The 22,651-nt window shown below is 75.4% G+C and carries 24 protein-coding genes; 19 read left to right on the forward strand and 5 right to left on the reverse strand.

Annotated elements, in window-relative coordinates:
- The first annotated feature begins 15 nt into the window (after positions 1–15).
- The 8 genes from infB to ACP6CK_RS24290 all read left to right on the forward strand — a co-directional run bounded on the left by infB (position 16) and on the right by ACP6CK_RS24290 (position 8,099).
- Positions 16–3,294, forward strand: a complete 3,279-nt coding sequence (infB, locus tag ACP6CK_RS24255; RefSeq protein ID WP_426955897.1) for a translation initiation factor IF-2 — start codon at positions 16–18, stop codon at positions 3,292–3,294.
- Positions 3,295–3,374: 80 nt separating this feature from the next.
- Entirely contained in the window at positions 3,375–3,866 is a 492-nt protein-coding gene (gene rbfA / locus ACP6CK_RS24260; RefSeq protein ID WP_426955898.1) for a 30S ribosome-binding factor RbfA, read from the forward strand.
- Positions 3,867–3,910: 44 nt separating this feature from the next.
- Positions 3,911–4,270 (forward strand): acyl-CoA thioesterase, encoded by a 360-nt coding sequence (locus ACP6CK_RS24265; protein WP_426959971.1) that lies wholly within the window; start codon positions 3,911–3,913, stop codon positions 4,268–4,270.
- A 5-nt stretch (positions 4,271–4,275) separates the two neighbouring features.
- Entirely contained in the window at positions 4,276–4,533 is a 258-nt protein-coding gene (locus tag ACP6CK_RS24270) for a hypothetical protein (RefSeq protein WP_426955899.1), read from the forward strand.
- 44 nt (positions 4,534–4,577) lie between these two features.
- Positions 4,578–5,591, forward strand: coding sequence for a hypothetical protein (locus tag ACP6CK_RS24275; RefSeq protein WP_426955900.1), 1,014 nt, complete (start codon positions 4,578–4,580; stop codon positions 5,589–5,591).
- Between the two features lie 59 nt (positions 5,592–5,650).
- Positions 5,651–6,337, forward strand: coding sequence for a substrate-binding domain-containing protein (locus ACP6CK_RS24280; RefSeq protein WP_426955901.1), 687 nt, complete (start codon positions 5,651–5,653; stop codon positions 6,335–6,337).
- Positions 6,338–6,411: 74 nt separating this feature from the next.
- Complete coding sequence (locus ACP6CK_RS24285; RefSeq protein ID WP_426955902.1) at positions 6,412–7,095, forward strand: methyltransferase domain-containing protein; 684 nt, start codon at positions 6,412–6,414, stop codon at positions 7,093–7,095.
- A gap of 137 nt (positions 7,096–7,232) precedes the next feature.
- Positions 7,233–8,099 (forward strand): MipA/OmpV family protein, encoded by an 867-nt coding sequence (locus tag ACP6CK_RS24290; RefSeq protein ID WP_426955903.1) that lies wholly within the window; start codon positions 7,233–7,235, stop codon positions 8,097–8,099.
- Here ACP6CK_RS24290 and ACP6CK_RS24295 read toward each other — a convergent pair.
- Positions 8,051–8,983, reverse strand: coding sequence for a polysaccharide deacetylase family protein (locus ACP6CK_RS24295; RefSeq protein ID WP_426955904.1), 933 nt, complete (start codon positions 8,981–8,983; stop codon positions 8,051–8,053). The two genes, ACP6CK_RS24290 and ACP6CK_RS24295, sit on opposite strands and share 49 nt — an antisense overlap.
- 130 nt (positions 8,984–9,113) lie before the next feature.
- On the opposite strand from ACP6CK_RS24295, the gene ACP6CK_RS24300 reads away from it, so the two are divergent.
- The 11 genes from ACP6CK_RS24300 to fabG all read left to right on the forward strand — a co-directional run bounded on the left by ACP6CK_RS24300 (position 9,114) and on the right by fabG (position 18,843).
- Positions 9,114–9,395 (forward strand): phosphopantetheine-binding protein, encoded by a 282-nt coding sequence (locus ACP6CK_RS24300; protein WP_426955905.1) that lies wholly within the window; start codon positions 9,114–9,116, stop codon positions 9,393–9,395.
- A 30-nt stretch (positions 9,396–9,425) separates the two neighbouring features.
- Positions 9,426–10,076 (forward strand): hypothetical protein, encoded by a 651-nt coding sequence (locus ACP6CK_RS24305; protein ID WP_426955906.1) that lies wholly within the window; start codon positions 9,426–9,428, stop codon positions 10,074–10,076.
- Positions 10,066–11,418, forward strand: coding sequence for an AMP-binding protein (locus ACP6CK_RS24310; protein ID WP_426955907.1), 1,353 nt, complete (start codon positions 10,066–10,068; stop codon positions 11,416–11,418). Before ACP6CK_RS24305 ends, ACP6CK_RS24310 begins: the two co-directional genes overlap by 11 nt.
- Entirely contained in the window at positions 11,415–11,711 is a 297-nt protein-coding gene (locus tag ACP6CK_RS24315; RefSeq protein WP_426955908.1) for a hypothetical protein, read from the forward strand. Before ACP6CK_RS24310 ends, ACP6CK_RS24315 begins: the two co-directional genes overlap by 4 nt.
- Positions 11,708–12,688: a hypothetical protein gene (locus ACP6CK_RS24320; RefSeq protein ID WP_426955909.1), complete on the forward strand. Its 981-nt coding sequence runs from the start codon at positions 11,708–11,710 to the stop codon at positions 12,686–12,688. The genes ACP6CK_RS24315 and ACP6CK_RS24320 overlap by 4 nt, the downstream gene beginning before the upstream one ends.
- Positions 12,685–13,242, forward strand: coding sequence for a LolA family protein (locus ACP6CK_RS24325; RefSeq protein WP_426955910.1), 558 nt, complete (start codon positions 12,685–12,687; stop codon positions 13,240–13,242). The genes ACP6CK_RS24320 and ACP6CK_RS24325 overlap by 4 nt, the downstream gene beginning before the upstream one ends.
- Positions 13,243–13,252: 10 nt before the next feature.
- On the forward strand, positions 13,253–15,580 hold the full coding sequence (locus ACP6CK_RS24330; RefSeq protein WP_426955911.1) for an MMPL family transporter: 2,328 nt from the start codon (positions 13,253–13,255) through the stop codon (positions 15,578–15,580).
- A 111-nt stretch (positions 15,581–15,691) separates the two neighbouring features.
- Positions 15,692–16,894 carry a beta-ketoacyl-[acyl-carrier-protein] synthase family protein gene (locus ACP6CK_RS24335; protein ID WP_426955912.1) on the forward strand — a complete coding sequence of 401 codons (1,203 nt, stop codon included), beginning with the start codon at positions 15,692–15,694 and terminating at the stop codon, positions 16,892–16,894.
- A gap of 40 nt (positions 16,895–16,934) precedes the next feature.
- Entirely contained in the window at positions 16,935–17,720 is a 786-nt protein-coding gene (locus ACP6CK_RS24340) for a beta-ketoacyl synthase chain length factor (protein ID WP_426955913.1), read from the forward strand.
- Entirely contained in the window at positions 17,714–18,127 is a 414-nt protein-coding gene (locus ACP6CK_RS24345) for a phosphotransferase (protein ID WP_426955914.1), read from the forward strand. The genes ACP6CK_RS24340 and ACP6CK_RS24345 overlap by 7 nt, the downstream gene beginning before the upstream one ends.
- The gene (gene fabG, locus ACP6CK_RS24350; RefSeq protein WP_426955915.1) at positions 18,124–18,843 is read left to right on the forward strand and encodes a 3-oxoacyl-ACP reductase FabG; all 720 of its coding nucleotides are present in this window, start codon (positions 18,124–18,126) and stop codon (positions 18,841–18,843) included. The genes ACP6CK_RS24345 and fabG overlap by 4 nt, the downstream gene beginning before the upstream one ends.
- A 24-nt stretch (positions 18,844–18,867) precedes the next feature.
- On the opposite strand, the gene ACP6CK_RS24355 is transcribed toward fabG, so the two are convergent.
- The 4 genes from ACP6CK_RS24355 to ACP6CK_RS24370 all read right to left on the reverse strand — a co-directional run bounded on the left by ACP6CK_RS24355 (position 18,868) and on the right by ACP6CK_RS24370 (position 22,651).
- On the reverse strand, positions 18,868–19,785 hold the full coding sequence (locus ACP6CK_RS24355; RefSeq protein ID WP_426955916.1) for a T6SS immunity protein Tli4 family protein: 918 nt from the start codon (positions 19,783–19,785) through the stop codon (positions 18,868–18,870).
- A gap of 102 nt (positions 19,786–19,887) precedes the next feature.
- Positions 19,888–20,118 (reverse strand): hypothetical protein, encoded by a 231-nt coding sequence (locus tag ACP6CK_RS24360; protein WP_426955917.1) that lies wholly within the window; start codon positions 20,116–20,118, stop codon positions 19,888–19,890.
- Between the two features lie 276 nt (positions 20,119–20,394).
- Complete coding sequence (locus ACP6CK_RS24365) at positions 20,395–21,318, reverse strand: MBL fold metallo-hydrolase (protein WP_426955918.1); 924 nt, start codon at positions 21,316–21,318, stop codon at positions 20,395–20,397.
- A 166-nt stretch (positions 21,319–21,484) separates the two neighbouring features.
- A complete protein-coding gene (locus tag ACP6CK_RS24370; protein WP_426955919.1) occupies positions 21,485–22,651 on the reverse strand; it encodes an energy transducer TonB family protein in 1,167 nt (388 codons plus the stop codon).

Consider the following 22,651-nt stretch of genomic DNA (forward strand, 5'->3'; position numbering starts at 1 on the left):
GGTTCAGGCGGACGGATGAGCGACGAGAACGGACAGGACGGCGGGAAGGGCAGGCTCTCCCTGCGGCCGGGCGGCCGGCTGGAACTCGGCAAGACCGAGCAGGCGGGCAGCGTGCGCCAGTCCTTCAGCCACGGCCGCAGCAAGACCGTGCAGGTCGAGGTGGTGAAGAAGCGGGCCGCCGGTCCCACCGGCGCGGCCGCTCCGGCGCGCCCGGCCGGCCCGACGGCCTCCGGGCCCGGCCAGGCCCGCGCGGGCGGCCCCTCGGGGCGGGGCTCGGCCCCGGCCCCGGGCCGCCCCCTGACCCAGGGCGAGCAGGCCAACCGCCAGCGCGTGCTGGAGGAGATGCGGCGCGCCGAGGCCGAGCGCCAGCGGCAGGAGCGCGAGCAGCAGGCCCTGATGGTCCGCTCCGCCGCCGAGGAGGCCGCGCGCCGCGCCGAGGATGAGCGCCGTGAGGCCGAGGAGGCCGCGGAGCGGGCCGAGCGCGCGCGTCGTGAGGCCGCCGCCGCGGTGGCCGCCGAGGCCGCCCGGCGGGCCGCCGAGGCCCCTCCGCCCCCGCCGCCGACCGTCGTCGAGCAGGCGCCGGCCGCGCGCGAGACGCGCGAGCCCGCGGCGCCGGCCCCGGAGCGCCCCGCGCCCGTCGCCCCGGCGGCCCGCGTGCCCGAGCCGGCCCCGCGCCCAGCCCCGGTCGCCCGCCCCATGCAGGAGCGTTCTGGGCAGGACCGTCCTGGGCAGGACCGCCCAGGCACGGACCGTCCGATGCAGGACCGCGCGCCGGCGCGGCCCTACCCGTCCCGCGACGACCGTCCGGGTTACGCCCCCCGCGATCAAGGCTACCCGTCCCGGGACAACGACCGCGGCTACGCTCCGCGTCCCGCCGGCCCCGGCGGTGACCGCGGTGGTTACGCGGCCCGCGGCCCGGGTGGTCCGGGCGGCGACCGCGGCGGCTACGCCCCGCGCGGCCCCGGCGGTCCGGGTGGCGATCGCGGCGGCTACGCCCCGCGTCCCGCCGGCCCCGGCGGTGACCGCGGTGGCTACGCGGCCCGCGGCCCGGGTGGTCCGGGCGGCGACCGCGGCGGCTACGCCCCGCGCGGCCCCGGCGGTCCGGGCGGCGATCGCGGCGGCTACGCGCCCCGCGCCGGTGGTCCTGGCGGCTACGGCGCCGGTGCGGGCGGTCCGCTCGCGGCCCGGCGTCCCGGCCCCGTGCCCAGTGGGCTGCCGGCCGGCGGCCCCAAGCTGAGCCTGCGCCCCCGCGCGCCGGGCGAGGGCCCTCCGGGCATCGAGGAGGAGGGCCGCAGCCGGCTCCCGCCGCGGCGCCTCGGCGGCCCGACGCCGGCCGCGGCGCGCAAGCCGCCCCTGCCCGCGCCGAAGAAGACCCTCACCCCCTCCGACCGCCGTCGCGAGGGCCGGATCGACGTGCAGGCGGCGATGGAGGGCGACGACGATCGCGGCCGCTCCATGGCCTCCGTCCGCCGCGCCCGCGAGCGCGAGCGGCGCCAGGCCGAGCTCGCTCGCCTCCGCTCCGGCCAGGAGCGGGTGGTGCGCGACGTGGTGATCCCCGAGGTCATCACCGTGCAGGAGCTGGCGAACCGCATGGCCGCCCGCGCCGGCGAGGTGGTGAAGGCCCTGTTCCGCATGGGGACGATGGCCACCATCACCCAGTCCATCGACGCCGACACGGCGGAGCTGGTGGCGACCGAGTTCGGCCACCGCGTCCGCCGGGTCTCCGAGAGCGACGTGGAGCAGGGGCTGGAGGGCGAGGAGGACACCGAGGAGGCGCTGGAGCCGCGCCCGCCGGTCGTCACGATCATGGGCCACGTCGACCACGGCAAGACGAGCCTGCTGGACGCGATCCGCAAGACGGACGTGGCGGGCCGGGAAGCGGGTGGCATCACCCAGCACATCGGCGCCTACATGATCCAGATCCCCGACGGGGAGCGGGTGACCTTCATCGACACGCCGGGCCACGAGGCCTTCACCGCCATGCGCGCCCGCGGCGCGCAGGTGACGGACATGGTCGTGCTGGTGGTCGCGGCGGATGACGGCGTGATGCCGCAGACGATCGAGGCCATCAAGCACACCCAGGCCGCCGGCGTCCCGATGATCGTGGCCGTCAACAAGATCGACAAGCCGGGGGTCAACCTCGACCGCGTGCGGCAGGAGCTGCTGCAGCACGAGGTGGTGGTGGAATCCCTGGGCGGCGAGGTCCAGGAGATCCAGGTCTCCGCCAAGCAGGGCACGAACCTCGACAAGCTGCTGGAGGCGATCATCCTCCAGGCCGAGATCCTCGACCTGAAGGCGAACCCGAACCGGGACGCCGAGGGCACGGTGATCGAGAGCAAGCTGGACAAGGGTCGCGGCCCCGTGGCGACCGTGCTCGTGCAGAAGGGCACGCTCAACGTCGGCGACATCGTCGTCGCCGGCAGCGAGTGGGGCCGTGTCCGCGCCCTGGTGGACGACATGGGCACCAACGTCACGGGCGCCGAACCGTCCGAGCCGGTGGAGATCCTCGGCCTGTCCGGCGTGCCGGGCGCGGGCGAGACCTTCGTCGCGGTCGAGGACGAGACGCGCGCCCGCGAGATCACCGAGTTCCGCCAGCGCAAGGCCCGCGAGAGGGTGACGGCCGCCGCCGGCGCCGCCCGCGGCACGCTGAACGACATGCTGGCCCGCATCCAGGCGGGCGAGCAGAAGGAGGTCGCGGTCGTCATCAAGGCGGATGTGCAGGGATCGTCCGAGGCGCTCGGCGTCACCCTCGGCAAGCTCTCGCGCGACGAGGTGCGGGTTCGTATCCTGCACTCGGCGGTCGGCCAGATCACCGAGAGCGACATCCAGCTCGCCAAGGCGTCGGATGCTGTCGTGGTCGCCTTCAACGTCCGCGCCACGGCGCAGGCGCGGGAGATGGCGCAGCGCGACGGCGTCGAGATCCGCTACTACTCGATCATCTACGAGGTCGCGGACGACATCGAGAAGCTGGTCAAGGGCAAGCTCGCCCCGATCCAGCGCGAGAAGTTCCTCGGCTACGCGCAGATCCTGCAGGTCTTCGAGGTCAAGCGCCTCGGCAACATCGCGGGCTGCCGCGTGACCGAGGGCGTGGTGAAGCGCGGCGCGGGCGTCCGCCTGCTGCGGGACGGCGTGGTGATCCACCAGGGCACCCTCTCCACGCTGCGCCGCTTCAAGGACGACGTGCGCGAGGTCGCCAATGGCTACGAGTGCGGCATGTCCTTCGCGAACTACAACGACATCCGCGTGGACGACCAGATCGAGTGCTACGAGACGGAGACGGTCGCCGCCGACTGATCGGCGACCCCTTCCGGCCTGACAGCCCGCCGCGCCCGGCCGATGCCGGGCGCGGCGGCGCCTTTTCCGGGGTATCCAGAATGAGCAAGAAAGTTCTTCGCAAGACCGGCCGGGAGGGTGGCGAGAAGCGCGAGGCGCCGAAGCGCGCCGCCCGGCCCTCGGCCGCCAACACGGCGCCGTCCCAGCGCATGCTGCGCGTGGGGGAGGAGATCCGCCACGCCCTCTCCGCCGTGCTCACCCGCGGCGACGTGCACGATCCGGAGCTGGCGGATGCGCGCATCACGGTGACGGAGGTCCGCGCCTCCCCCGACCTGAAGCACATGACCGTCTTCGTCTCGCGTCTCGGCGCCACGGCGGACAAGCCGCTGCTGGACCTGCTGCGGCGGAACCAGCCGGAGCTGCGCCGCGCCGTGGCCGGCGCCGTGCGGCTGAAATTCGCGCCCGAGCTGCACTTCCAGGCCGACACCGCCCTGGACCATGCCATGCACATCGACGCGCTGATGCGCCGTCCCGAGGTCGCGCGCGACCTCGCAGCGCGCGCGGAGGAGGACGAGGAGGGCGAGGCGCCGTGACCACGCGGCCGCCCAGCCCCGTCCACCCGCCCGAAGGGGCGCCGATGATCCGCACCATCGCCATGCCGGCCGACACCAACCCGGCCGGCGACATCTTCGGCGGCTGGCTGATGGCGCAGATGGACCTCGCCGCCGGCAACGCCGCCGCCCGCCGTGCCCGCGGCCGCTGCGCCACCGTCGCGGTGGAGGCGATCACCTTCCACTCCCCCGTCCATGTCGGGGACGAGGTCTCGCTCTACGCCCGGATCACGAAGGTCGGCCGCACCTCGCTCCGGGTCCAGGTCGAGGCCTGGCGGCGGGAGCGCCATTCCGACGCGCGGGAGCGCGTGACCGAGGCCGCCTTCACCTTCGTCGCGCTGGACGAGGCCGGCCGCCCCCGCCCGGTTCCGGCCGAGGGAAGCTGAGCGCCTTGGGGCCCGCCCTCTACGTCCTGCTGCTCAACGCGCCCCTGTGGCTGCCGAGCTTCCTCGCCTGGTACTGGGTGGTCCGTGATGGCCCGCGTCCCCGTCGCATCGCCCTGGTCCTCTGGGTCCCGGCCGTTCTCATCCTCCTTGTCGGGCCATGGGCGGCGGACCAGGACCTGGGGACCACCCTCCTGATCGTCCTCGTCGGGTGCGGTCTCGGTGCCCTGATGGGGTGGTGGCAGCGGCGCATCGCGCCGCGCTGAACCGTCCCGCCTGAACCGCAGGGGGCCTCGCCCGTTCCCTCGATATGGATCGACGTATCGCCTGGGTCTGCAACTGGCTCGACCCGACCCTGTCCGCGAAGGAGCAGTCCGCGCTCAACCTGCGGGATACCACGGTCACCGCGCTGCAACGGCTCAGCCGGTCCGCCGCGGTGGAGAAGCTGCTCGGCCTCGTGCAGCAGAACGGGAAGATCCTGACCGGGCAGATCCTGCGCACCGCCGCCATGCCGCCGCACCTCCGGGCGATGCGGATCGCGAGCAACGTGCTGCCCGCCTACAGCCACCCGGCCATCCGGCCCCTCTATGACGAGCCGGTCCTGCGGCAGGCCGCGGAGGAGGGGCTCGACCCCGCCGGCAAGGTGGCCCGGAAGGGCGGCGTGCGGCTGTCCATGCATCCCGGCCAGTACTGCGTCCTGGCCACCGTGCGGGACGAGACGCGCGCCGCCGCCGTCGCCGACATCGAGTACCATACCGAGGTGATGCGCCTGCTCGGCCACGCGGGCGGGTGGCACCCGCACGGCGCCCATATCAACGTCCATGCCGGCGGCCGCGCCGCGGGGCTGGACGCCTTCCGCCACGGCCTCACCCTTCTCTCCGAGGCCGCGCGCGGCCTGCTGACCGTGGAGAACGAGGAGACGGCCTACGGCCTGGACGATCTCCTGCCCATCGCGGACGCGCTCCCGATCGTGCTGGACCTGCATCACCACTGGGTCGTCACCGGCGACTACATCCTGCCGGACGATCCGCGCATCCCGCGGATCATCGAGTCATGGCGCGGGGTCCGCCCGGTGATCCACATCAGCGCCCCGCGGGAGGAGCTTGTCCCCGGCCAGGACCCGGACCGCCTGCCGGACCGCGCTGCCCTCCTCGCCGCCGGCGTGACCGCGCGGGACCTGCGCGCGCACTCCACCCGCCTGTGGAACCGCGCCCACGCCGCCTGGGCCGGGCAACACCTTGCCTGGGGCGACATCGAGGTGGAGGCAAAGGACAAGAACTTGGCCGCGGCCGCCTTCGCGGAGGGGCTGGCCGCTTACGGCTGACCCCGGCAGCGGGCCTCGCCCGGCTGGACGCGGCCCGGCCGCCACCGCACAAAGGTGCCATGCCGTCCTCCGCCCCTCCGCTCCGGGTCATGTCCACCCTCGCCGTGGCGGGGCTGCTGCGGGAGATGCTGCCCGCGCTCGACGCCCCGCCGGAGCTGATCTTCGAGCCGACGAAGAGCCTGCTGGACCGCATCGCCGCCGGCGAGCGCGCCGATGCCGCGATCCTGACCGTGGAGGCCGCGGATTCGCTGGTCGCCTCCGGCATCCTGCGGGCCGATACGCGGCGGGAGGTGGCGGTGTCCTGGGTCGGGCTCGCCGTCCGGGCCGGCGCGCCGCGGCCCGACATCGCGACGGCCGAGGCCCTGCGGCAGACCCTGCTGGACGCGAAGTCCCTCGTCTATTCCCGCGCCGGTGCCAGCGGCCTCTACTTTGTGGGCCTCATGGAGCGCCTGGGCCTCACCGACGCGCTCGCGCCAAAGGCGATCGTCATTCCCGCCGGCTTCACCGGAGAGGTGGTCGCGCGCGGCGACGCCGAGCTGGCGATCCAGCAGGTGAGCGAGCTCATGGTGGTGCCGGGCCTCGACATCGTCGGTCCCCTGCCGGCGACCCTCCAGACGCCCCTGGCCTTCTCCGCCCTCCTCTTCGCCGGCTCCTCGCGCGTGGGGGAGGGCACGGCCTTCCTCGACCGCCTCGCCGCGGCCGCGACACCGGAGGCCCTCGCGCGGCACGGGCTGGAGCCGGTCTGACAAAGGCGGGGCGGCCGCGTGGACGCCCCGGCATCACGCCTCCATAATCGGGCGACCGTTCCGGAACGACGCCCTTGACCGCTCCCTCGGCGGCCCTCGCGCCGCCCCATCTCCCCTCCCTTATCCAGAGTGTCGCCGCCCGCTATGCCGGGGCGTCCCGCTTCACGCGGGGCTATGTCGGCTCGAAGCTGCGGCGCGACCCCTCTACCGCCGCGATCCTGGACCTCGCGCGGGCGGCGGGCGGGTTCGGCACGGTCGTGGATCTCGGCTGCGGGCGGGGGCAGCTCGCCCTGGCCCTGCTTCTCGGGGCGCTCGCGACCCGCGTTACCGGCCTCGACTATGACGCTGCCAAGGTCGCGGAGGCCGAGGCCGCCGCCACCGGCCTGCCTGCCCTCTTCGCCGCCGCCGATCTGACCGAGGCGGAGGTGCCCGAGGGCGACACGATCCTGATCGTGGACGTGCTCTACCAGCTGCCGGAAGCGGCCCAGCGCCGCCTCCTCGCCGCCGTCGCGGGGGCCGCGCGCCGCCGCGTCCTCATCCGCGCCTTCGACCCGGACCGCGGCTGGCGCAGCCGCCTGGCCTTCGCGATGGAGCGCGCGGGACGGGCGCTGCGCGGCGACGTCGCCGCCATCCGCCCCCTGCCGTTGCGCGACCTCGCCGCCCCACTGGAGGCTGCCGGCTTTCGCACCACCGTCACCCCCTGCTGGAAAGGCACCCCCCTGCCGAACGTGCTGCTGGTCGCGGAGAGAGGGACGTGAGCGTGGCGCAGGCGGCCCGGGGAGGCGCTGCCTCCCCGAACCCCTCCGCCGGGGGGCTGGCGAGCCCCCCGGACCTCGCGATCCGTGCCTTCGGCAGAGGCCACGAAATGGGTTCCAAGGGACTGGTCCCTTGGCGGATGGGGTCTGGGGAAGGCAGAGCCTTCCCCAGGGTCGCCGCCGCCACCCTCGCCCTCCTCGCCGCCCCTGCCCAGGCGCAGGAGGTCCGCCTCCCTCAGTTCGAGCTGGGCGTGGCCGGCGGCGGCGGCTGGCTGCCGGACTACCCGGCCAGCGACCAGAATCATCTCCGGGGCCTCGCCGTCCCCTACGTCATCTACCGGGGGGAGGTGATCCGGGCCGACGACCAGGGCCTACGGGGCCGGGTGCTGCGCGGGCCGGTCTTCGGGCTGGACGTGTCCTTCTCCGGCGCCTTCCCCTCCTCCTCGGACGACAACCGCGCCCGGCGCGGGATGCCGGATCTCGATTACCAGGGAGAGGTCGGGCCGGCGCTGCGAATCACGCCCTGGCGCGACCCGAACCACCCCCGGCGCGTCAACATCGAGCTGCCGGTGCGGGCCGTCTTCTCCAGCGACCTCACCTCGGTCCACTACCGCGGGATCGTCTTCTCGCCCGAGCTGGCCTTCGAGGACCGGAATGTCGGCTTTCCCGGCGGCCGGTTCCGGATCGGCCTCGGCCCGGTCTTCGCGACCACCCGCCTGCACCGCTACTTCTATGAGGTGGAGCCGGGCTTCGCGCGGCCGGATCGCCCGGCCTACCGCGCCAGCGGCGGCTATCTCGGGACGCGGATGCAGTTCTCCTACCGCGTGCCGATCAACCGCAGCCTCTCCTTCGTCGGCGGCGGGCGGGTGGAGAACTTCTCCGGGGCCGCGAACGCGGACAGCCCGCTGCACCGGCGGGACTGGAACTATTCGGTCGCGGCGGGCTTCGCCTGGTCCTTCTACAGCTCGGAGACGACGGTCGCCTCCTCGGCCGACCCGTTCGACTGAGGCGCCGGAGCGCCCCCGCCGGCATGGGCGCGCGCCTCGGCCAGCCGCTCCGCCAGGGGGATGGAGAGGCGCCCGGCATGCAGGGCGCGCAGCCGCCGCAGGGTGATCCGCCGGTTCATGCGGAGGAAGAGGCTGCGGGTCAGCCCGATCTCCCGGTCCCAGGTGAAGGGTTCCTCGGTGTCGAGGTCGTAGGGGTGGCAGTAGGTCCAGACGAGGGGACCTTCCAGCCGCCGGATCATGATGGGGACGTCGAAGGGCGGGAGATAGCGCAGGTACATCCCGCCGAGCATCGGCACCCGGTGCCCCCAGATCCGCGCCACCGGCACCGGCAGCTCCAGCAGGCCGCAGGGCCAGGCGAAGGGCCGGGCCGGGACCCCGGCGTGCCCGTGCAGGAAGCACTGGGCCGGCAGGACCGAGGAGGAATAAGCATAGCCGGCTTCCGCCAGCGCGTCGGGCGCCCACTCCGTCTCCGCCGTCAGGGAGAAGTAGGGCGCGCGGAAGCCGGTGACCGCCGCGCCCGTCAGATCCTCCAGCACCCGCCGGGCCCGCGACGCCTCCTCCCGCAGCAGCGCGGGGGAGAGGGCCTCCAGCGGTAGGTGGCGTTGCCCGTGGGAGGCGACCTCGTGCCCCCGGGCCGCGATCTCCCGCACGAGGCCCGGCATCGAATCGGCAACCTCCCCGAGCACGAAGAAGGTGCCCCGGGCGCCCGTCTCGTCCAGCAGGTCGAGCATGCGGCGGGTGGCGGGCCCGTGCCGCCGGCCGGTCGGATCGGTCGGGCTGCGCTCCACGTCGGCCGTGAAGGTGACCAGTTCCGGCAGGTCCGCGAAGACACAGACACGACCCCCGCCGCGCTTGCTGGCCGGGGGGGGCTCCGCTACGTTCACGGTGCGTGCCGCAACGGCACAGGGACTTGGCTTCATTGACTCTTTTTAACGCACGGTCAGATCACAGGTGCTTTATCGGGCCGCTTCCGCTAGGGCCAAAGCGGAATTTTTCTGGGTGGAGACGGACGCTGTGAGTTCAGCCGTTGAGGGTTCTGCTGCCGGGCTGGAGGCTGAGGTCGCGCAACTGATCGTCAGCGCCCTTCAGCTCGAGGTGGCGCCGGAGGAGATCGACCCCGAGGCGCCCCTGTTCAATGAAGGGCTGGGGCTGGACAGCATCGATGCGCTCGAGATCGCTCTCGCCATCTCCCGCCGCTACGGGTTCCAGCTTCGCTCCGACGACGAGCGGAACGGGCGGATCTTCGCCTCCCTCCGCTCGCTCTCCGCGCATATCGAGAAGAACCGGGCGAACTGACATGCTCGCCGTCCCAGCCCTGTGGCGCTGATGGAGGCGGGGCGTTCCAGCCTGCGGCGCGTGGTCCTGCGCTTCGCCGCGGGGCTGCTGCTCGCGGTCGGCGTGGTGGCGGCGCGGCTGAACGGCGCGCTCGCCCTCGCCGGCGTGCTGGCCGCGGCCATGGTGGCCCTCGCCCTGGCGCCGGTGCTCGCGGCGCGCGGGCGGATCGCGCTCGGTGCCGGCCTCGGATGCTTCCTGCTGATCGAGTGGGGATGGCCCGACGTGGCCGACGACGCGGCGGACGCGCTCTTCGCGATCGTGCCGGCGGCCGCCTGCGCCCTCGCCGCCTGGCATTTCGGCAGCACGCTGCGGCCGGGGCGGGAGCCGCTGATCGTCCGCTACACCCGCTTCGATGAGACGCGCGACCCGGCCGAGGTCGCCTCCTACGCGCGCGGGCTGACCGGGTTCTGGGCGGGGTTGCTCGCGGCCTCGGCGGTGGTCCACCTCCTGCAGCTGCTGCCCTGGGCACCGGACGACGGCGTGATGGTGTTCGGGAGCCTCGGCGTGCTCGTCGTGATCTTCCTGGCCGAGCACGCGGTGCGCAGCCTCCGCTTCCGCGGCAGCGGAATCGCCTGGCCCACCCAGACCCTCCGCGCCATGCTGCGCGCCGAACTCGCGGAGCGCGCGCGCCATGCCGGCTGAAGCGATCCCGCTCGTCACCCGCGCCCCGGACGGGGTGATCGCCTGGCGCGGCGCCCGGCCGGTGACGGTGGGGCGGTTCCTGGCCGATGTGGCGGCGCTGGCCGTCCGGCTGCCGGACCGCACCCACGCGCTAAACCTCTGCGCCGACCGCTACCACGCCCTCGTCGGCTTCTGCGCCGCCCTGTCGCGCGGGCAGGTCACGCTGCTCTCCGCGGACCGCTCCGCCCACCGGCAACGGGAGCTGGAGGCGTGCTTCCCCGCTCTCTACGCGCTGGTGGACGGGGTGACGGAGGGCGTGCTGCCGACCATCCCCGCCGGCGCCTTCGGCGAGGCGGAGGAGGGGCCAAATCCCCTGATCCCCGCGGACGCGGTCGCCGCCATCGGCTTCACCTCCGGCAGCACGGGGGAGCCGGCGGCGCATGAGAAGCCGTGGCGGGCCCTGGTCGCCGGCGCCCGGGCGGCGGCGGCGCGCTTCGGCCTGGCCGATTCCGCGCACCCCGCCACCGTCGTCGCCACCGTCCCGCCGCAGCACATGTACGGATTCGAGACGACGATGACGCTGCCGCTGCACGCGCCGGCGGCCATCCATTCCGGGCCGCATTTCTACCCCGTGGAGGTGGCGGAGGCCCTGGCCGCCATCCCCGGCCGGCGGGTGCTCGTGACCACGCCGCTGCAGCTCCGCGCCCTCGTCGCCTCCGGCCGGCTGCCGGCGCCCGAGGCGGTGATCTCCGCCACGGCGCCCCTCGCGCCCGAGCTGGCGGCGGAGGCCGAGGCGTCCTGGGACTGCCCCGTGCTGGAGATCTACGGCGCGACGGAGGTCGGCTCGATCGCCTCCCGCCGGACCACCGGGGACGGGTGCTGGCGCCTCTACGACGGCATCGCGCTGCTGGAGGATGCGGGCGGCACGCTGGTGGCCGTGCCGGGCCTGCCCGCCCCCGTCCCCCTGGCCGACGTGGTGGAGACGATGCCCGACGGCCGCTTCCGGCTGATCGGCCGGCGCGGGGACATGGTGAAGCGCGGCGGCAAGCGCGCCTCCCTCGCCGGGCTGAACCGCCTTCTCTCGCAGATCGAGGGCGTGCAGGACGGCGTCTTCGTCGCTCCCGACGACCTGGACCGCAATCCGGCGGCGCGGCTCGCGGCCTATGTCGTCGCGCCCGGCCGCACCCGCGCCGAGATCGTCTCCGCGCTGCGGGACCGGATGGAGGCGGTGTTCCTGCCCCGCCCGGTGGTGCTGCTCGACTCTCTGCCGCGGGACGCCGTCGGCAAGCTCTCCCGTCGCCGCCTGGATGCCCTCCGCGCCGGCCTGCCCGCGCCCGAGGAGGAGCCGGACGGCGCGGCATGATGCACAGCGCGCGCTTCTCCCTTCCGGCCGACCATCCCTGCTTGCCCGGCCATTTCCCGGGCCGCCCGGTGGTGCCCGGCGTGGTGCTGCTGGACGCCGTGCTGGAGGCCGCGCGCGGCGCCGGGTTCGGTGAGCCGGTCGGCCTCGCCAGCGCGAAGTTCCTCCGCCCCGTCGGGCCGGAGGAGGTGGTGGACATCGCCCTCCGCCCCACCCCCGGCGGCCGGATCGCCTTCGCCGCGCACCGGCCGGACGGGTCACTCGCCTTCTCGGGCGAGGTCGAGACGGCCCGATGAACTGGACGCGGGAGCGGGAGCGCGGCGGGGCGGCGCTGCGGCTCATGGCCTGGATCGCGCGCACCGCGGGCTGGCACCTGTCCTACGCGCTTCTCTACCCGATCACTGCCGTCTTCCTGGCCACCGCGCCGCGGGCGCAGCGGGCGGCGGCCCTGCGCTTCCACCGGCGGGCGCTGGGGCGGGAGCCCGGCTGGCGCGACCTGTGGCGCCAGTACTTCACCTTCGCCGCCACGCTGCTGGACCGGGTCTTTCTGCTGTCCGGCCGCACGCGGGGCTTCGACATCCGCGTCACCGGCCTGGACGCCATCCAGGCGCGCGTCTCCGCGGGGGAGGGGTGCATCCTCCTCGGCGCCCATCTCGGCTCCTTCGAGGCGATGCGAGCCCTCGCCGATTCCGGCTGCCCGGTCGAGGTGATGGCCCTGATGCACGGGCAGCACGCGGCGAACGCGAACGCCCTCTTCGCCGATCTCGGCCCGCGCCAGGCGGCCGCGGTCGTGTCGCTCGGACGGCCCGACGCGATGCTGCGGGCGAAAGAGTGCCTCGAGCGGGGCGGGCTGGTCGGCATCCTCGCGGACCGCGATCCGGAGGGGTGCAAGGTGGCGCGCGTCGACTTCCTCGGCGCGCCGGCGCCGCTGCCGGTCGGCCCCTTCATCCTCGCCGGCGTGCTGGACGCGCCGGTCATGCTCGCCTTCGGGATCTGGCGGGGGCCGCGCCGCTACGAGGTCCGGTTCGAGCCCTTCGCCGACCGCATCGTGCTGGACCGCCGGAACCGGCAGGGCGCGCTCACCGCCTATGCCGCCCGCTACGCCACGCGCCTCGGCGAGCTGGCCCGGGCCCATCCGGGCAACTGGTTCAACTTCTACGAGTTCTGGGACGATGCGCCGCGCAGCCCCGAACCGGAACAGCAGGCCGTGACGCGGGAGGCCGTCGTGCCGGCCGCGCGCCGCGGCGTGGCCGCGGAGGAACCCGCGGCGTGACCGCCCGCCGGGCTGTCCTGGCGCTCCTCGTCCTGCCCGCCTTTCCCGCCCGGGCCCAGGATGCGCTGCAGCAGGTGATGCGCGCCTTCGCCGCCATCCGCACGCGCGAGGCGCGGTTCGAGGAGGTGAAGGAGATCGCGGGCCTCACCACCAGCCTGCCGAGCAGCGGCACGCTGCGCTGGACCGCGCCCGACCGCTTCGAGAAGCACACCACCGCGCCGAACGAGGAGCGCCTGGTGGTGGAGGGTGACCGCCTGACCTATCAGCGCGGCACCATCCGGCGGGAGCTGAGCCTCGACCAGTCGCCGGAGCTGCGGCCGCTGGTGGAGAGCATCCGCGCGACGCTCGCCGGCGATCTCGCGACGCTGCAGCGGCATTACGAGGTCGCCTTCGAGGGGACGCCGGAGGCCTGGACGCTGCGCCTGACGCCGCGCCTTGCCCGCGTGCGTGCCGCCGTGCAGCGCGTGACGCTCTCGGGAAGCGGCGGCGCGGTCCGGCGCGTCGAGACGGTCGGGAACGAATCCTCCGTCATGCAGGTCACGCCGGGGCCTTGAGGCGCCTCGCGTGACGCTGCGCGACCTCGCGCGACCGCTGCTGGTCCTGCTGCTGCTGGCAGCGATCGGTGCCGGGCTGCTGCGCGTGGTCGAGATCCGCACGGACATGGCGGATTTCCTGCCGCCTGCCCGCACGACGGAGGCCGCCTTCCTCCTCAGCGAGTTGCGGGAGGGGGCCGCCTCCACTCTTCTCCTCGCGGGGATGGAGGGCGCACCGGAGGAGGATCTCGCCCGCCTCTCCCGCGCGGTGGGAGAGGCGCTGCGCGCCTCCGGCCGCTTCGCCTTCGTCGGCAACGGGGCGGAGAGCCTGTCCGAGGAGGAGCAGGCCTTCCTCTTCCGCTACCGCTACCTCCTGTCTCCCGCCGTCGCGCCGGGTCTCTTCGAGACGCCCGCCCTGCGGGCGAAGCTGGAGGCGCTGCTGGACGGGCTGCGCTCGGCCGCCTCCCCGGTGCTGGCGCGGCTCGGCTTCGCGGACCCCGTCGGTGCCTTCATCTCCCTGCTGCAGGGCTGGCTGGGATCGAGCCGGGTGGAACTGCGCTCCGGCGCCTGGTTCGCGGGCGGGGAGGGGCCGCCGCGTGCCCTGCTGATCGCCCGGTCCCGCGCGGCCGCCACCGACGTGGAGGCGCAGCGGGTCGCGGCGGAGACGCTGCGCGACGCCTTCGCCGCCGCGAATCCGGGACCGGCGCGCCTGCTGCTGTCCGGCCCCGGCGTCTTCGCGGCGGAGGCGGCCGCCTCGGTGCGCGCCGACGTGGAGCGGGTCTCGATCCTCTCGGGCGTGCTGCTGATCGGCTTCCTGCTCTGGCGCTACCGGTCGCCGGCGATGCTGCTGCTGGCCGCGGTGCCGCTGCTGGCCGCGACGTTGGCCGGGGCAGTGGCGGTGTGGCTCGCCTTCGGGCGGGTGCAGGGGGCGGCGCTCGGCTTCGGGGCGACGATGCTCGGCGTGGTGGTGGATTATCCGATCCTGCTGCTGACCGCGCGCCGCCCGGATGAGACGCCCGGTGAAGCCGCCCGGCGGATCTGGCCGACCCTGCGTCTGGCCGCCGGCGCCGCGGCGCTGGGACTGACGGCGATGGTGGCCTCGGGCTTTCCCGGCCTCGCGCAGCTCGGGCTCTTCGGGGCGGCCGGCCTGCTCGTGGGGGGGGCGGTCACGCGCTGGGTCCTGCCGTCCCTGGTGCCGCGGGCTGCCGCGCCCGCGCGACGCCTGCCGCACGGCCTGTCCGCCGCGCTGGCCTGGATCGCGGGGCGGCGGCTGGCCGCGGGTCTGATCGTGGCAGCGGCGGCCGGCTGGTTGGCCTTCGCCGGCCCGCCCGCCTGGGAGGACGACGTGGCGCGCCTGTCCCCCGTGCCCGAGGCGCCGCGCCGCCTGGACGCGGAACTGCGCGCGCAGCTCGGCGCCCCCGACACGCGCCACCTGATCGCGCTGCGGGGCGCGACGGAGGACGAGGTCCTGCGCGCCGCCGAGCGCGTCGCGGGATCCCTGGGGCCGTTGCTGTCGGATGGCCGACTGACGGGGCTGGATCTTCCGTCCCGCTACCTGCCGAGCGCCGCGACCCAGGCCGCCCGGGCGGCCGCCCTGCCTCCTGCGGACACCCTGCGCGCCCGCCTGTCCGAGGCGGCGGCCGGGCTGCCCTTCCGGCCGACGGCGTTCGACCCCTTCCTGACAGCCGTCGAGGAGAGCCGGACCCTGCCGCCGCTCACCGCCGCCGGGCTGGGGGAGGCGCCGCTGCTGGCCGCGCGGCTCTCGCCCCTGCTGTCGCGGCGCGGCGAGGCGTGGAGCGGCCTCGGTGTGCTCTCGGGCGTGGGGGACCTCCAGGCGGTGCGCGACGCGGTGGCGGGCCTGCGCGACCCGGGGATCCTCTTCGTGGACGTGAAGGGCGAGACGGAGGGCATGATCGCCGCCACCACCCGCGGCGCCCTGCTGTGGTGCGGCGTCGGTGCGCTGGGGGTGGTGGTCCTGCTCACGCTGGGCCTTGGGCGCGGTGGGCTCGGGGCAGGGCTCTGGGCCATCGCGCCGATCGCCGGTGCGGTGCTGGTGACGCTGGCCGCGCTCTCGGCGCTGGGGGAGCGGCTGACGCCCTTCCACCTCGCGGCGCTGCTGCTGATGGCGGGGGTGGGGATGGATTACGCCCTCTTCCTCGGCCGGCCGGAGCAGGGGGAGGAGGCGGACCGGACCCGTGCCGCCGTGCTGACCTGCGCGGTCGCGACGCTGCTCACCTTCGGCCTCCTCGCCCTCTGCGAGACGCCGGTCCTGCGCGGCATCGGCCTGACGGTCTCGCTCGGCGTGGCGGCGGCCTTCGGCCTGGCCCTCGCCCTCTCCTCCCGGTCCAGGGCGACGTAGGCGGCTGGCGACCATCCGGCCGCAGGGTCCGGGAGGCGGCGCCTCCCGGCCGTGTCCGCCCACGCAGCGCCCGTTGCCCGCACCCCTGGCCGATGTTCTAAGGGCTCCCACATGCCCTTCATGCTGCCGCCGCTTGCCATGCCTGCCCGCACCGCCGTCTCCGCCATGGGGGCGGGCGTCGCGGCGACGCGCGCGGCGCTGCACGGCCGGACCGGCGGGCTGGTTCCCTGCGACCTGCCGGGCATGCCGGAGGGCATCTGGATCGGCCGCGTGGCGGGGTTGGAGGAGGCGGCGCCGCCCCCCGAACTCGCGCGCTACGACTGCCGCAACCACCGGCTGGCAGAGCTGGCGCTGCGCCAGGACGGCTTCGCGGAGGCGGTGGCGGAGGCCGCCGCGCGCTACGGCGCGCACCGGATCGCGGTGATCCTCGGCACCTCCACCGCCGGCATCGCGGAGACCGAGGAGGCCTACCGGCAACGGGACGCCGGGGGCGCGCTGCCCGACGCCTTCGACTTCACCCACACCCACGACCTCTACGCCCTGCCGCGCTACGTCCGGGCGCGGCTAGGGCTGCGCGGGCCGGCGCTGGCGGTGTCCACCGCCTGCACCTCGGGCGCGCGCACCTTCCTGGAAGCCGGGGCGCTGATCGCGGCCGGGGTCTGCGACGCGGCGGTGGTGGGGGGCGTGGACACGCTCTGCCGCATGACGCTGCAGGGCTTCGGGTCGCTGGAGCTGCTGGCGAAGGGCCCGACGCGGCCCTGCGCCGCCGACCGGGACGGCATCTCGATCGGGGAGGCGGCGGGCCTCGCCCTGCTCATGCGGGCGGAGGACGCGCCGCCGGGAACGGTCGCGCTGCTCGGCGCCGGGGCCTCGTCGGACGGGCACCACATGTCCTCCCCGCATCCGGAGGGGCAAGGCGCGGTCGCGGCGATGCGCGCCGCGCTGGCTTCCGCCGGGCTGGCGCCCGAGGCGGTGAACTACGTGAACCTGCACGGCACCGGCACCCGCGCGAACGACGCGATGGAGGACCGCGCGGTCGGCGCCATCTTCGGGGACCGCGTGCCCGTCTCCTCCACCAAGGGCTGGACCGGGCACACGCTCGGCGCCTCCGGCGCGCTGGAGGCGGTGATCGCTGCCATCTGCGTGGAGGACGGCCTGGTGCCGGGCTGCCTCGGCGTCGAGGCGCCGGACCCGTCCTTCGGCATCGACGTCGCGACGGCGAACCGTGCGGCGCCGGTGCGGCGGGTGCTGAGCAACTCCTTCGGCTTTGGCGGCAGCAACTGCGCCCTCCTGATCGGCCGCCCCAACGGATGAGGCGTCGGCGGCGTTCGGCAGTCCGGGAGGACAACGCCGCTTGAAGTGCTGGATCGCGGGCGCCGCCGTGCTCGGTCCGGGATTGCCGGGCTGGGAGGCCAGCCGACCCGTCCTGGCGGGCGAGGCGCCCTGGCAAGACGCGCCGCTCACCCTGCCTCCCCCCGCCAACCTGCCGCCGACCGAGCGCCGGCGGACGAGCCAGGCCGTGCGCCTGGCGATCGCCGCGGCCGGGGAGGCGGCCGCGCGGTCCGGGCTCGATCCCGCCGGGCTGGAGACGGTCTTCGCCTCCTCCAACGGGGACGGGGCGGTGGTGGGCGCGATCCTCGACGCGCTGGCGACGCCGGATGGCGTCATCTCGCCGACGCAGTTCCACAACTCCGTGCACAACGCGGCCGCCGGGTACTGGGGGATCGCGGTGGGGTCGTCGCGGCCATCCATCTCCCTCGGCGGGCATGACGACACGGTGGCGACGGGGCTGCTGCAGGCCGCGGCGGGCGTCGCGGCGCGCGGGGCGCCGATCCTGTTCTGCGCCTATGACGCGCCGCTGATCGCGCCGCTGGACGCCAAGCGCCCGACCGAGGGGCTGTTCGCCGCCGCCCTCGTGCTCACGCCGCGGCCGGACGGGGCGATGGCCGCGATCTCGCTGGAGATGCGGGCGGAGGCCGGCGATCCCCGGCCGGCCGGACCGCTCGCGGTGTTGATGGATCGCAATCCCGCCGCCCGCGCCCTGCCGATCCTCTGCGCCCTGGCCGAAGGGCGTGCCGCGCGCATCCCCATGCCGCTGGTCGATGGCGGCGCGCTCGTCGTCGAGGTGACGCCGTGCTGACGGGGCTCGTGCCGCATGCGGGCGCCATGTGCCTGCTGGACCGCGTGCTCTCGCACGACGCGGACGCGATCCGCTGCGCCGCGACCTCCCATCGCAGCCCCGGCAATCCGCTGCGGCGGGGCGGGATGCTGCCGGCCGTCTGCGGCGTGGAGTACGCACTGCAGGCGATGGCGGCGCACGGCGCGCTGACGGCGGATGGCGCGTCGCAGCCGCCGGGCTACCTCGCCAGCCTGCGCCGGGTCGCGCTGCGCGTGGAGCGGCTCGACGACGTGGAAACGGACCTGCTGGTGGAGGCGCACGCCCTGTCCCGCGGCGCGCGGGGCTTCGTCTATGACTTCGCCGTCTCCGCGGGCGACGCTGTGCTCCTCTCCGGCCAGGCCGCGATCATCATCCCGGAGGCCGCGTGATCCGGGCGCTCGTCAGCGGCGGCGCGAGCCCGATCGGCGCGGCCATCTCCCGCGCCCTGGCGCGGGACGGCCACCACGTCATCGTCCATGGCAGCGCGAACCCCGACCGCGCACGCGCCGTCGCGGCGGAGATCGCGGCGTCCGGCGGGCAGGCCGAGGCAGCGTGCTTCGACCTGACCGATCCCGATGCGACGGGCGCGACGCTGGCCACGCTGCTCGAATCCGGCCCGATCCAGACCGTGGTGCACAATGCCGGCCTGCACGAGGACGCGCCGATGGCCGGCATGTCCGCGCGGCAGTGGCACGCGGTGGTGGACGTCTCTCTGAACGGCTTCTTCCACCTCGTGCAGCCCTTGCTGCTGCCGATGATGGCGACGCGGCGCGGGCGCGTCGTCGCGCTGTCCTCCGTCTCCGCGATCATGGGCAACCGGGGACAGGCGAACTACGCGGCGGCGAAGGCGGGGCTGATCGGCGCGGTGCGCGCGCTGTCCCTCGAATGCGCGCCGCGCGGCGTGACGGTGAACGCCGTCGCCCCCGGCGTCATCGAGAGCCCGGCGGTTGACGCCGTGATGACGCGGGAGGCGATCCAGAAGCTCGTCCCCGCGCGCCGCGCCGGCAGGCCGGAGGAGGTGGCGGAACTCGTCGCCTTCCTCGCCTCCGACCGCGCGGCCTACATCTCGGGGCAGGTGATCTCAATCAACGGCGGGATGGCGTAGCGGGATCAGGATGGCGTAGCGGGATCAGTCCGCGCGACGGCGGAGCGAGCCGAGCATCGCGTCCCACTCCGCCAGCAGCGCGTCGAGGTCCTGGACATCGCGCGCCTCCAGCCGGATCTCGATCCGCGGCGCGGTGCCGGAGCGGGGCTCCCCGACGAAGAGCCATTGCAGCAGCGCCTCGTTGCGGCCGGTGCGGGCGATCACGAGCTCCTCCCCCGCATGGCCGGCGAGCACGCGCCGCCCGGACCGGACCGTGCGGGTCCCCACCCCCATGGCCGCCATCCGCCCGAGCGTGCCGCCCGCGCCATCCAGCAACCCCCGGCCCGGCCGGTCGCCGATGGTGCTGACCTGGATGCTCAGATGGCCGCCGCCCGGGGGGGCGAAGCCGGCGCTCGCCTCCTCCTGCCAGCGGAAGGGCAGGCCGATCGCGGCGCCGTCGATGCAGAAGCCGCGATGCGCCTCCGGGTCGCCCAGCGGCACGGCGGAGGCGACGAGCGCGATGGCCGTCTCCCGCTGCGCTCCGACCCCCGCCGGCTCGTCGTGCTGGCCCTGGGCGGTGAGGACGAGGCCGGGCAGGAGGCGCACCGCGGCCGTGTCGGTCACGGGGATGCCGTCCACCCAGTCGCGGGTCAGCAGCGCCGTGTCGGGGCCGATCGCCGTCCGCCGCCCGCCGGCCGCCTTCTCCGCGCTGCCGAGGCCGGGGCGGGACGCGACCGCGACGGCGGCGTCCAGCGTGGTGCCTGGCGGCACGGGGTCCGCGCGCAGCCGGAGGTGCCGGATCGTCTGGCCGCGCGCGACCGGCCGGGCACCCTGCGGCACCGCCAGGTCATAGCGGCCGATGCAGAGCGGCTGGCCCTGCGGAAGCTGCCGGGCCGGCCGGGTCTCCGCGTGGCAGGACGCGGCCAGCAGCGCGAGCGCGGGCAGGAGAAGATGTCGAAGCATGAAGCTCTCGGCGCCGATCCGGCGCGTGATGCGGCGATCCGGCAGGCCGCGGCGGACCTGCCGTTCACGCCCGTCCGATGCGGCGCCGGGAGCGCCGGCCCGTCACCAGCCGACCAGCACGCTGGCCCGGATCCGCGGGACGTCCATCACCTCCGGCAGGCCGATATCGGCGCGCAGGTGGTTGTCGAGGTCCAGCGTGGCGCGGTGGTGGAGGCCGAGCTGCCGCCGGCCGGCGAGGCCGCTCATCATCCCGCGGAGCGCGGCGAGGACGCCCTTGCCGTGGGACCGCGCGGCATCGTGGTGCAGGGCGGAGTCGAAGGTGATCGAGGTCATGTCATCCATCCTCCTGCGCGGGCGCAGGGTCTTGCGGGGGAGGCGGCGGACGCCGTCTCGGTGCAGCAGGATTAGCCGACGCTCTGTCGCGTCCGGGTCCCGCACGCCCACCCCCACGCGTCACGATGGTCGCGCCATCGTTTCATCTTGCAGGATCTGGAGCGGAAAGAGGCGCATGACGGCATCGCCGTCTCCGCGCACGGCCTCGTCACGCCTCACGGGTGGGCGCCGCGCCTGTTCGCGGCGGCACGCTTGTGCGGTCGGCCTGACGCGCTTTCAGGACGCTTCCGCGAAGGCCTTGCGGATCGCGCCCTCCAGCCGGCCGCGGTCGGGGTAGCGCGCCATCGCCGCCGTCACGGTCGCGACGGCGGCGTCCGCGTCCCGCCCGGCGCGCTTCTCGGCGGCGGTGCGGTCCCGCACCTCGGTGAGGTAGGCGCGGTAGCCCGCGATGAGGCCCGCATCGCCGGTCGGCCCATGGCTCGGCACGATCAGCCCGGGCCGCAGCGCCTCCAGCCGGTCGAGGCTCGTCAGCCAGTGGCGAAGGCTGGAATGGGGGCTGGCGAAGGCGGGCTGCGGTGCCATCGCGACGTCGCCGGAGAAGAGCACGCGGTCCGGCTCCACCCAGATTCCCGTGTCGCCGCCCGTATGGTTCGCGCCCAGCGCCATGATCCGCGCCCGCACGCCGCCGAGGTCGAACTCGTGCTCCGACTCGAAGACGGTCGTCGCCGGGCGGAACTGCGCGCCGTCCAGCAACTCCGCGTTGATCGGGGATCGCGCGGCGAAGACGCGGGCGAGGCTCAGGCCGAACTCCTCGATGTCGCGCAGCTGGTCGCGGGAGCGGAGCAGCGTCGTCGCCTCGGGAAAGGCGTGGGCGCCGAGGTCGTGCTCGGGGTGGACATGGGTGGTGACGAGGAAGATCGGCTTCGATCCCGCCAGCCGCGCCGCCACGGCCGCGACCGCCGCGCCGTTGCGGGCGCCCAGGCCGGTGTCCACGACCAGCGCCGCCCGGTCCCCGACGACGAAGCCGACATTCGGCACCAGCGGCACGCCGTTGTCCGGGATGACCCAGACATGGGGCGTGACCTGGTGCAGCCCTTCCGCGCGTACCAGCGGCGGGGGCGGCGCCTGCGCGACAAGCCGGCGCGGCGCGAGGGCGGCGAGGCCCGCGGATGCGAGCACGAGGCGCCGCGTGGACTGCATGACCTTCCCTCCAGCCGTTCCGCGCGAAGGATAGCCGGTTGCGCGAGAGGCCGGCGGTCAAGCCCGGGCGAGGGGGTCGCTCAGCCACCCGCGACCCCGCCGACGAACCGGTCCGCGGCAGCCTGACAAAAAGAAGGGGGCCCGGGGGGATACTTCCCCCCGGCCTTTACCGCAGCGTGAACCGCACCGGCACGGTGATGGTGATGGTGGCCCCTGGGAGCTCCGCCGGCGGTGCCGGGAGCGGCTCCGCCCGCCGGACGAGGGCGAGGGTCTCCGCGTCCAGCTCCGGATAGCCCGAGGAGCGGGCGATCGCGGCGTTCAGCACGCGGCCACCCCGGTCGAGGGTGATGGTCACGGTGGCCACGCCCTGCTCCCGCCGGCCACGGGCGCCGTCCGGGTACCGGAGGGCGCGCTGGAGCCGGCCGAGCAGCGCGCTCTGCCAGCCCGGCACCGCGTTCGAGGCGGCGACGGGTGGCCCGCCCGACGGGCCCTGTGCGGCCGGGGCCGCGGGGGTGGCCGGCGCTGCCGGTGCGGCTGGAGCGGCGGGAGACACCGGGCCCTCGGCGGCCGGCGGGGCCGCGCGCACGGGCGCCGGACGAGGCGGTGCGGGGCGCGGCGGGGCCGGGCGGGGCGGCGGGGGCGGCGCGGGGGGGGGAGGCGGCGCTGGCGGCGGGGGTGGGGGAATCTCGGACGCGACCGTCTCCGGCGGCGCGGGCGTCGCGGGCGGCGGCGCTTCGGCGACCGTGACGGGCGGCGCTTCCGGAGGCGGGAGCGGCAGCGGCTCGGCCGCGGCCGTCAGGTCCGGCGGCGCGGCCTGCACGCGATCCAGGTCCTGTTCCGGGGCCGGCGCCTCTGGCGGCGGGGGTAGGGCGGGCTCCGGCCGCGCCGCGGCGACGGGCGGCGGTGGCTGGGCGCGCGTGACCGTTTCCGGCGGCGGCTGACGCACCGCCTCGGGCGGCGGTGGCGGCGAGAGGGGAGGGGGCTCGGTCCGGGTCACCGTCTCGGGTGGCGGGGGTGGCGCTGTCTCGGGCGGCGCGGTCGTGGCCGCCTGTTCCGGGGCGGCGTTGGCCGTGGCGGCCTCGGGCGCGTTCGTCTGGGCGGAGTCGGCCGGGGCCGCGGAGGGAGCCGCGACCTCGGCCGCGGGCATCGTCTCCACCTCCGCCATCTCCGCGGGGCGCTGCTGCGCGGCCGGGGCGAACCAGAGCAGCGCGGCCAGCGCCGCCGCGTGGACGATGATCGAGGCCGTGCCGGCCAGGAGCACCGGCCGGCGGGAGATGTCGCGCGCCGGGGCCGGAACCTCGGCCGGCGGGCGCCAGAGGGAGCCGTCCGGCAT

The organism is Muricoccus radiodurans, assembly GCF_050154705.1.
In the GTDB taxonomy this organism is placed as follows: domain Bacteria; phylum Pseudomonadota; class Alphaproteobacteria; order Acetobacterales; family Acetobacteraceae; genus Roseomonas; species Roseomonas radiodurans.

Coding starts and splice junctions, on each gene's coding strand:
- infB (WP_426955897.1), top strand. CDS start 16: ATGAGCGACGAGAACGGACAGGACGGCGGGAAGGGCAGGCTCTCCCTG.
- rbfA (WP_426955898.1), top strand. CDS start 3,375: ATGAGCAAGAAAGTTCTTCGCAAGACCGGCCGGGAGGGTGGCGAGAAG.
- ACP6CK_RS24265 (WP_426959971.1), top strand. CDS start 3,911: ATGATCCGCACCATCGCCATGCCGGCCGACACCAACCCGGCCGGCGAC.
- ACP6CK_RS24275 (WP_426955900.1), top strand. CDS start 4,578: ATGGATCGACGTATCGCCTGGGTCTGCAACTGGCTCGACCCGACCCTG.
- ACP6CK_RS24280 (WP_426955901.1), top strand. CDS start 5,651: ATGCCGTCCTCCGCCCCTCCGCTCCGGGTCATGTCCACCCTCGCCGTG.
- ACP6CK_RS24290 (WP_426955903.1), top strand. CDS start 7,233: ATGGGGTCTGGGGAAGGCAGAGCCTTCCCCAGGGTCGCCGCCGCCACC.
- ACP6CK_RS24305 (WP_426955906.1), top strand. CDS start 9,426: ATGGAGGCGGGGCGTTCCAGCCTGCGGCGCGTGGTCCTGCGCTTCGCC.
- ACP6CK_RS24310 (WP_426955907.1), top strand. CDS start 10,066: ATGCCGGCTGAAGCGATCCCGCTCGTCACCCGCGCCCCGGACGGGGTG.
- ACP6CK_RS24315 (WP_426955908.1), top strand. CDS start 11,415: ATGATGCACAGCGCGCGCTTCTCCCTTCCGGCCGACCATCCCTGCTTG.
- ACP6CK_RS24320 (WP_426955909.1), top strand. CDS start 11,708: ATGAACTGGACGCGGGAGCGGGAGCGCGGCGGGGCGGCGCTGCGGCTC.
- ACP6CK_RS24335 (WP_426955912.1), top strand. CDS start 15,692: ATGCCCTTCATGCTGCCGCCGCTTGCCATGCCTGCCCGCACCGCCGTC.
- ACP6CK_RS24355 (WP_426955916.1), bottom strand. CDS start 19,785: ATGCTTCGACATCTTCTCCTGCCCGCGCTCGCGCTGCTGGCCGCGTCC.
- ACP6CK_RS24360 (WP_426955917.1), bottom strand. CDS start 20,118: ATGACCTCGATCACCTTCGACTCCGCCCTGCACCACGATGCCGCGCGG.
- ACP6CK_RS24365 (WP_426955918.1), bottom strand. CDS start 21,318: ATGCAGTCCACGCGGCGCCTCGTGCTCGCATCCGCGGGCCTCGCCGCC.
- ACP6CK_RS24370 (WP_426955919.1), bottom strand. CDS start 22,651: ATGCCGGACGGCTCCCTCTGGCGCCCGCCGGCCGAGGTTCCGGCCCCG.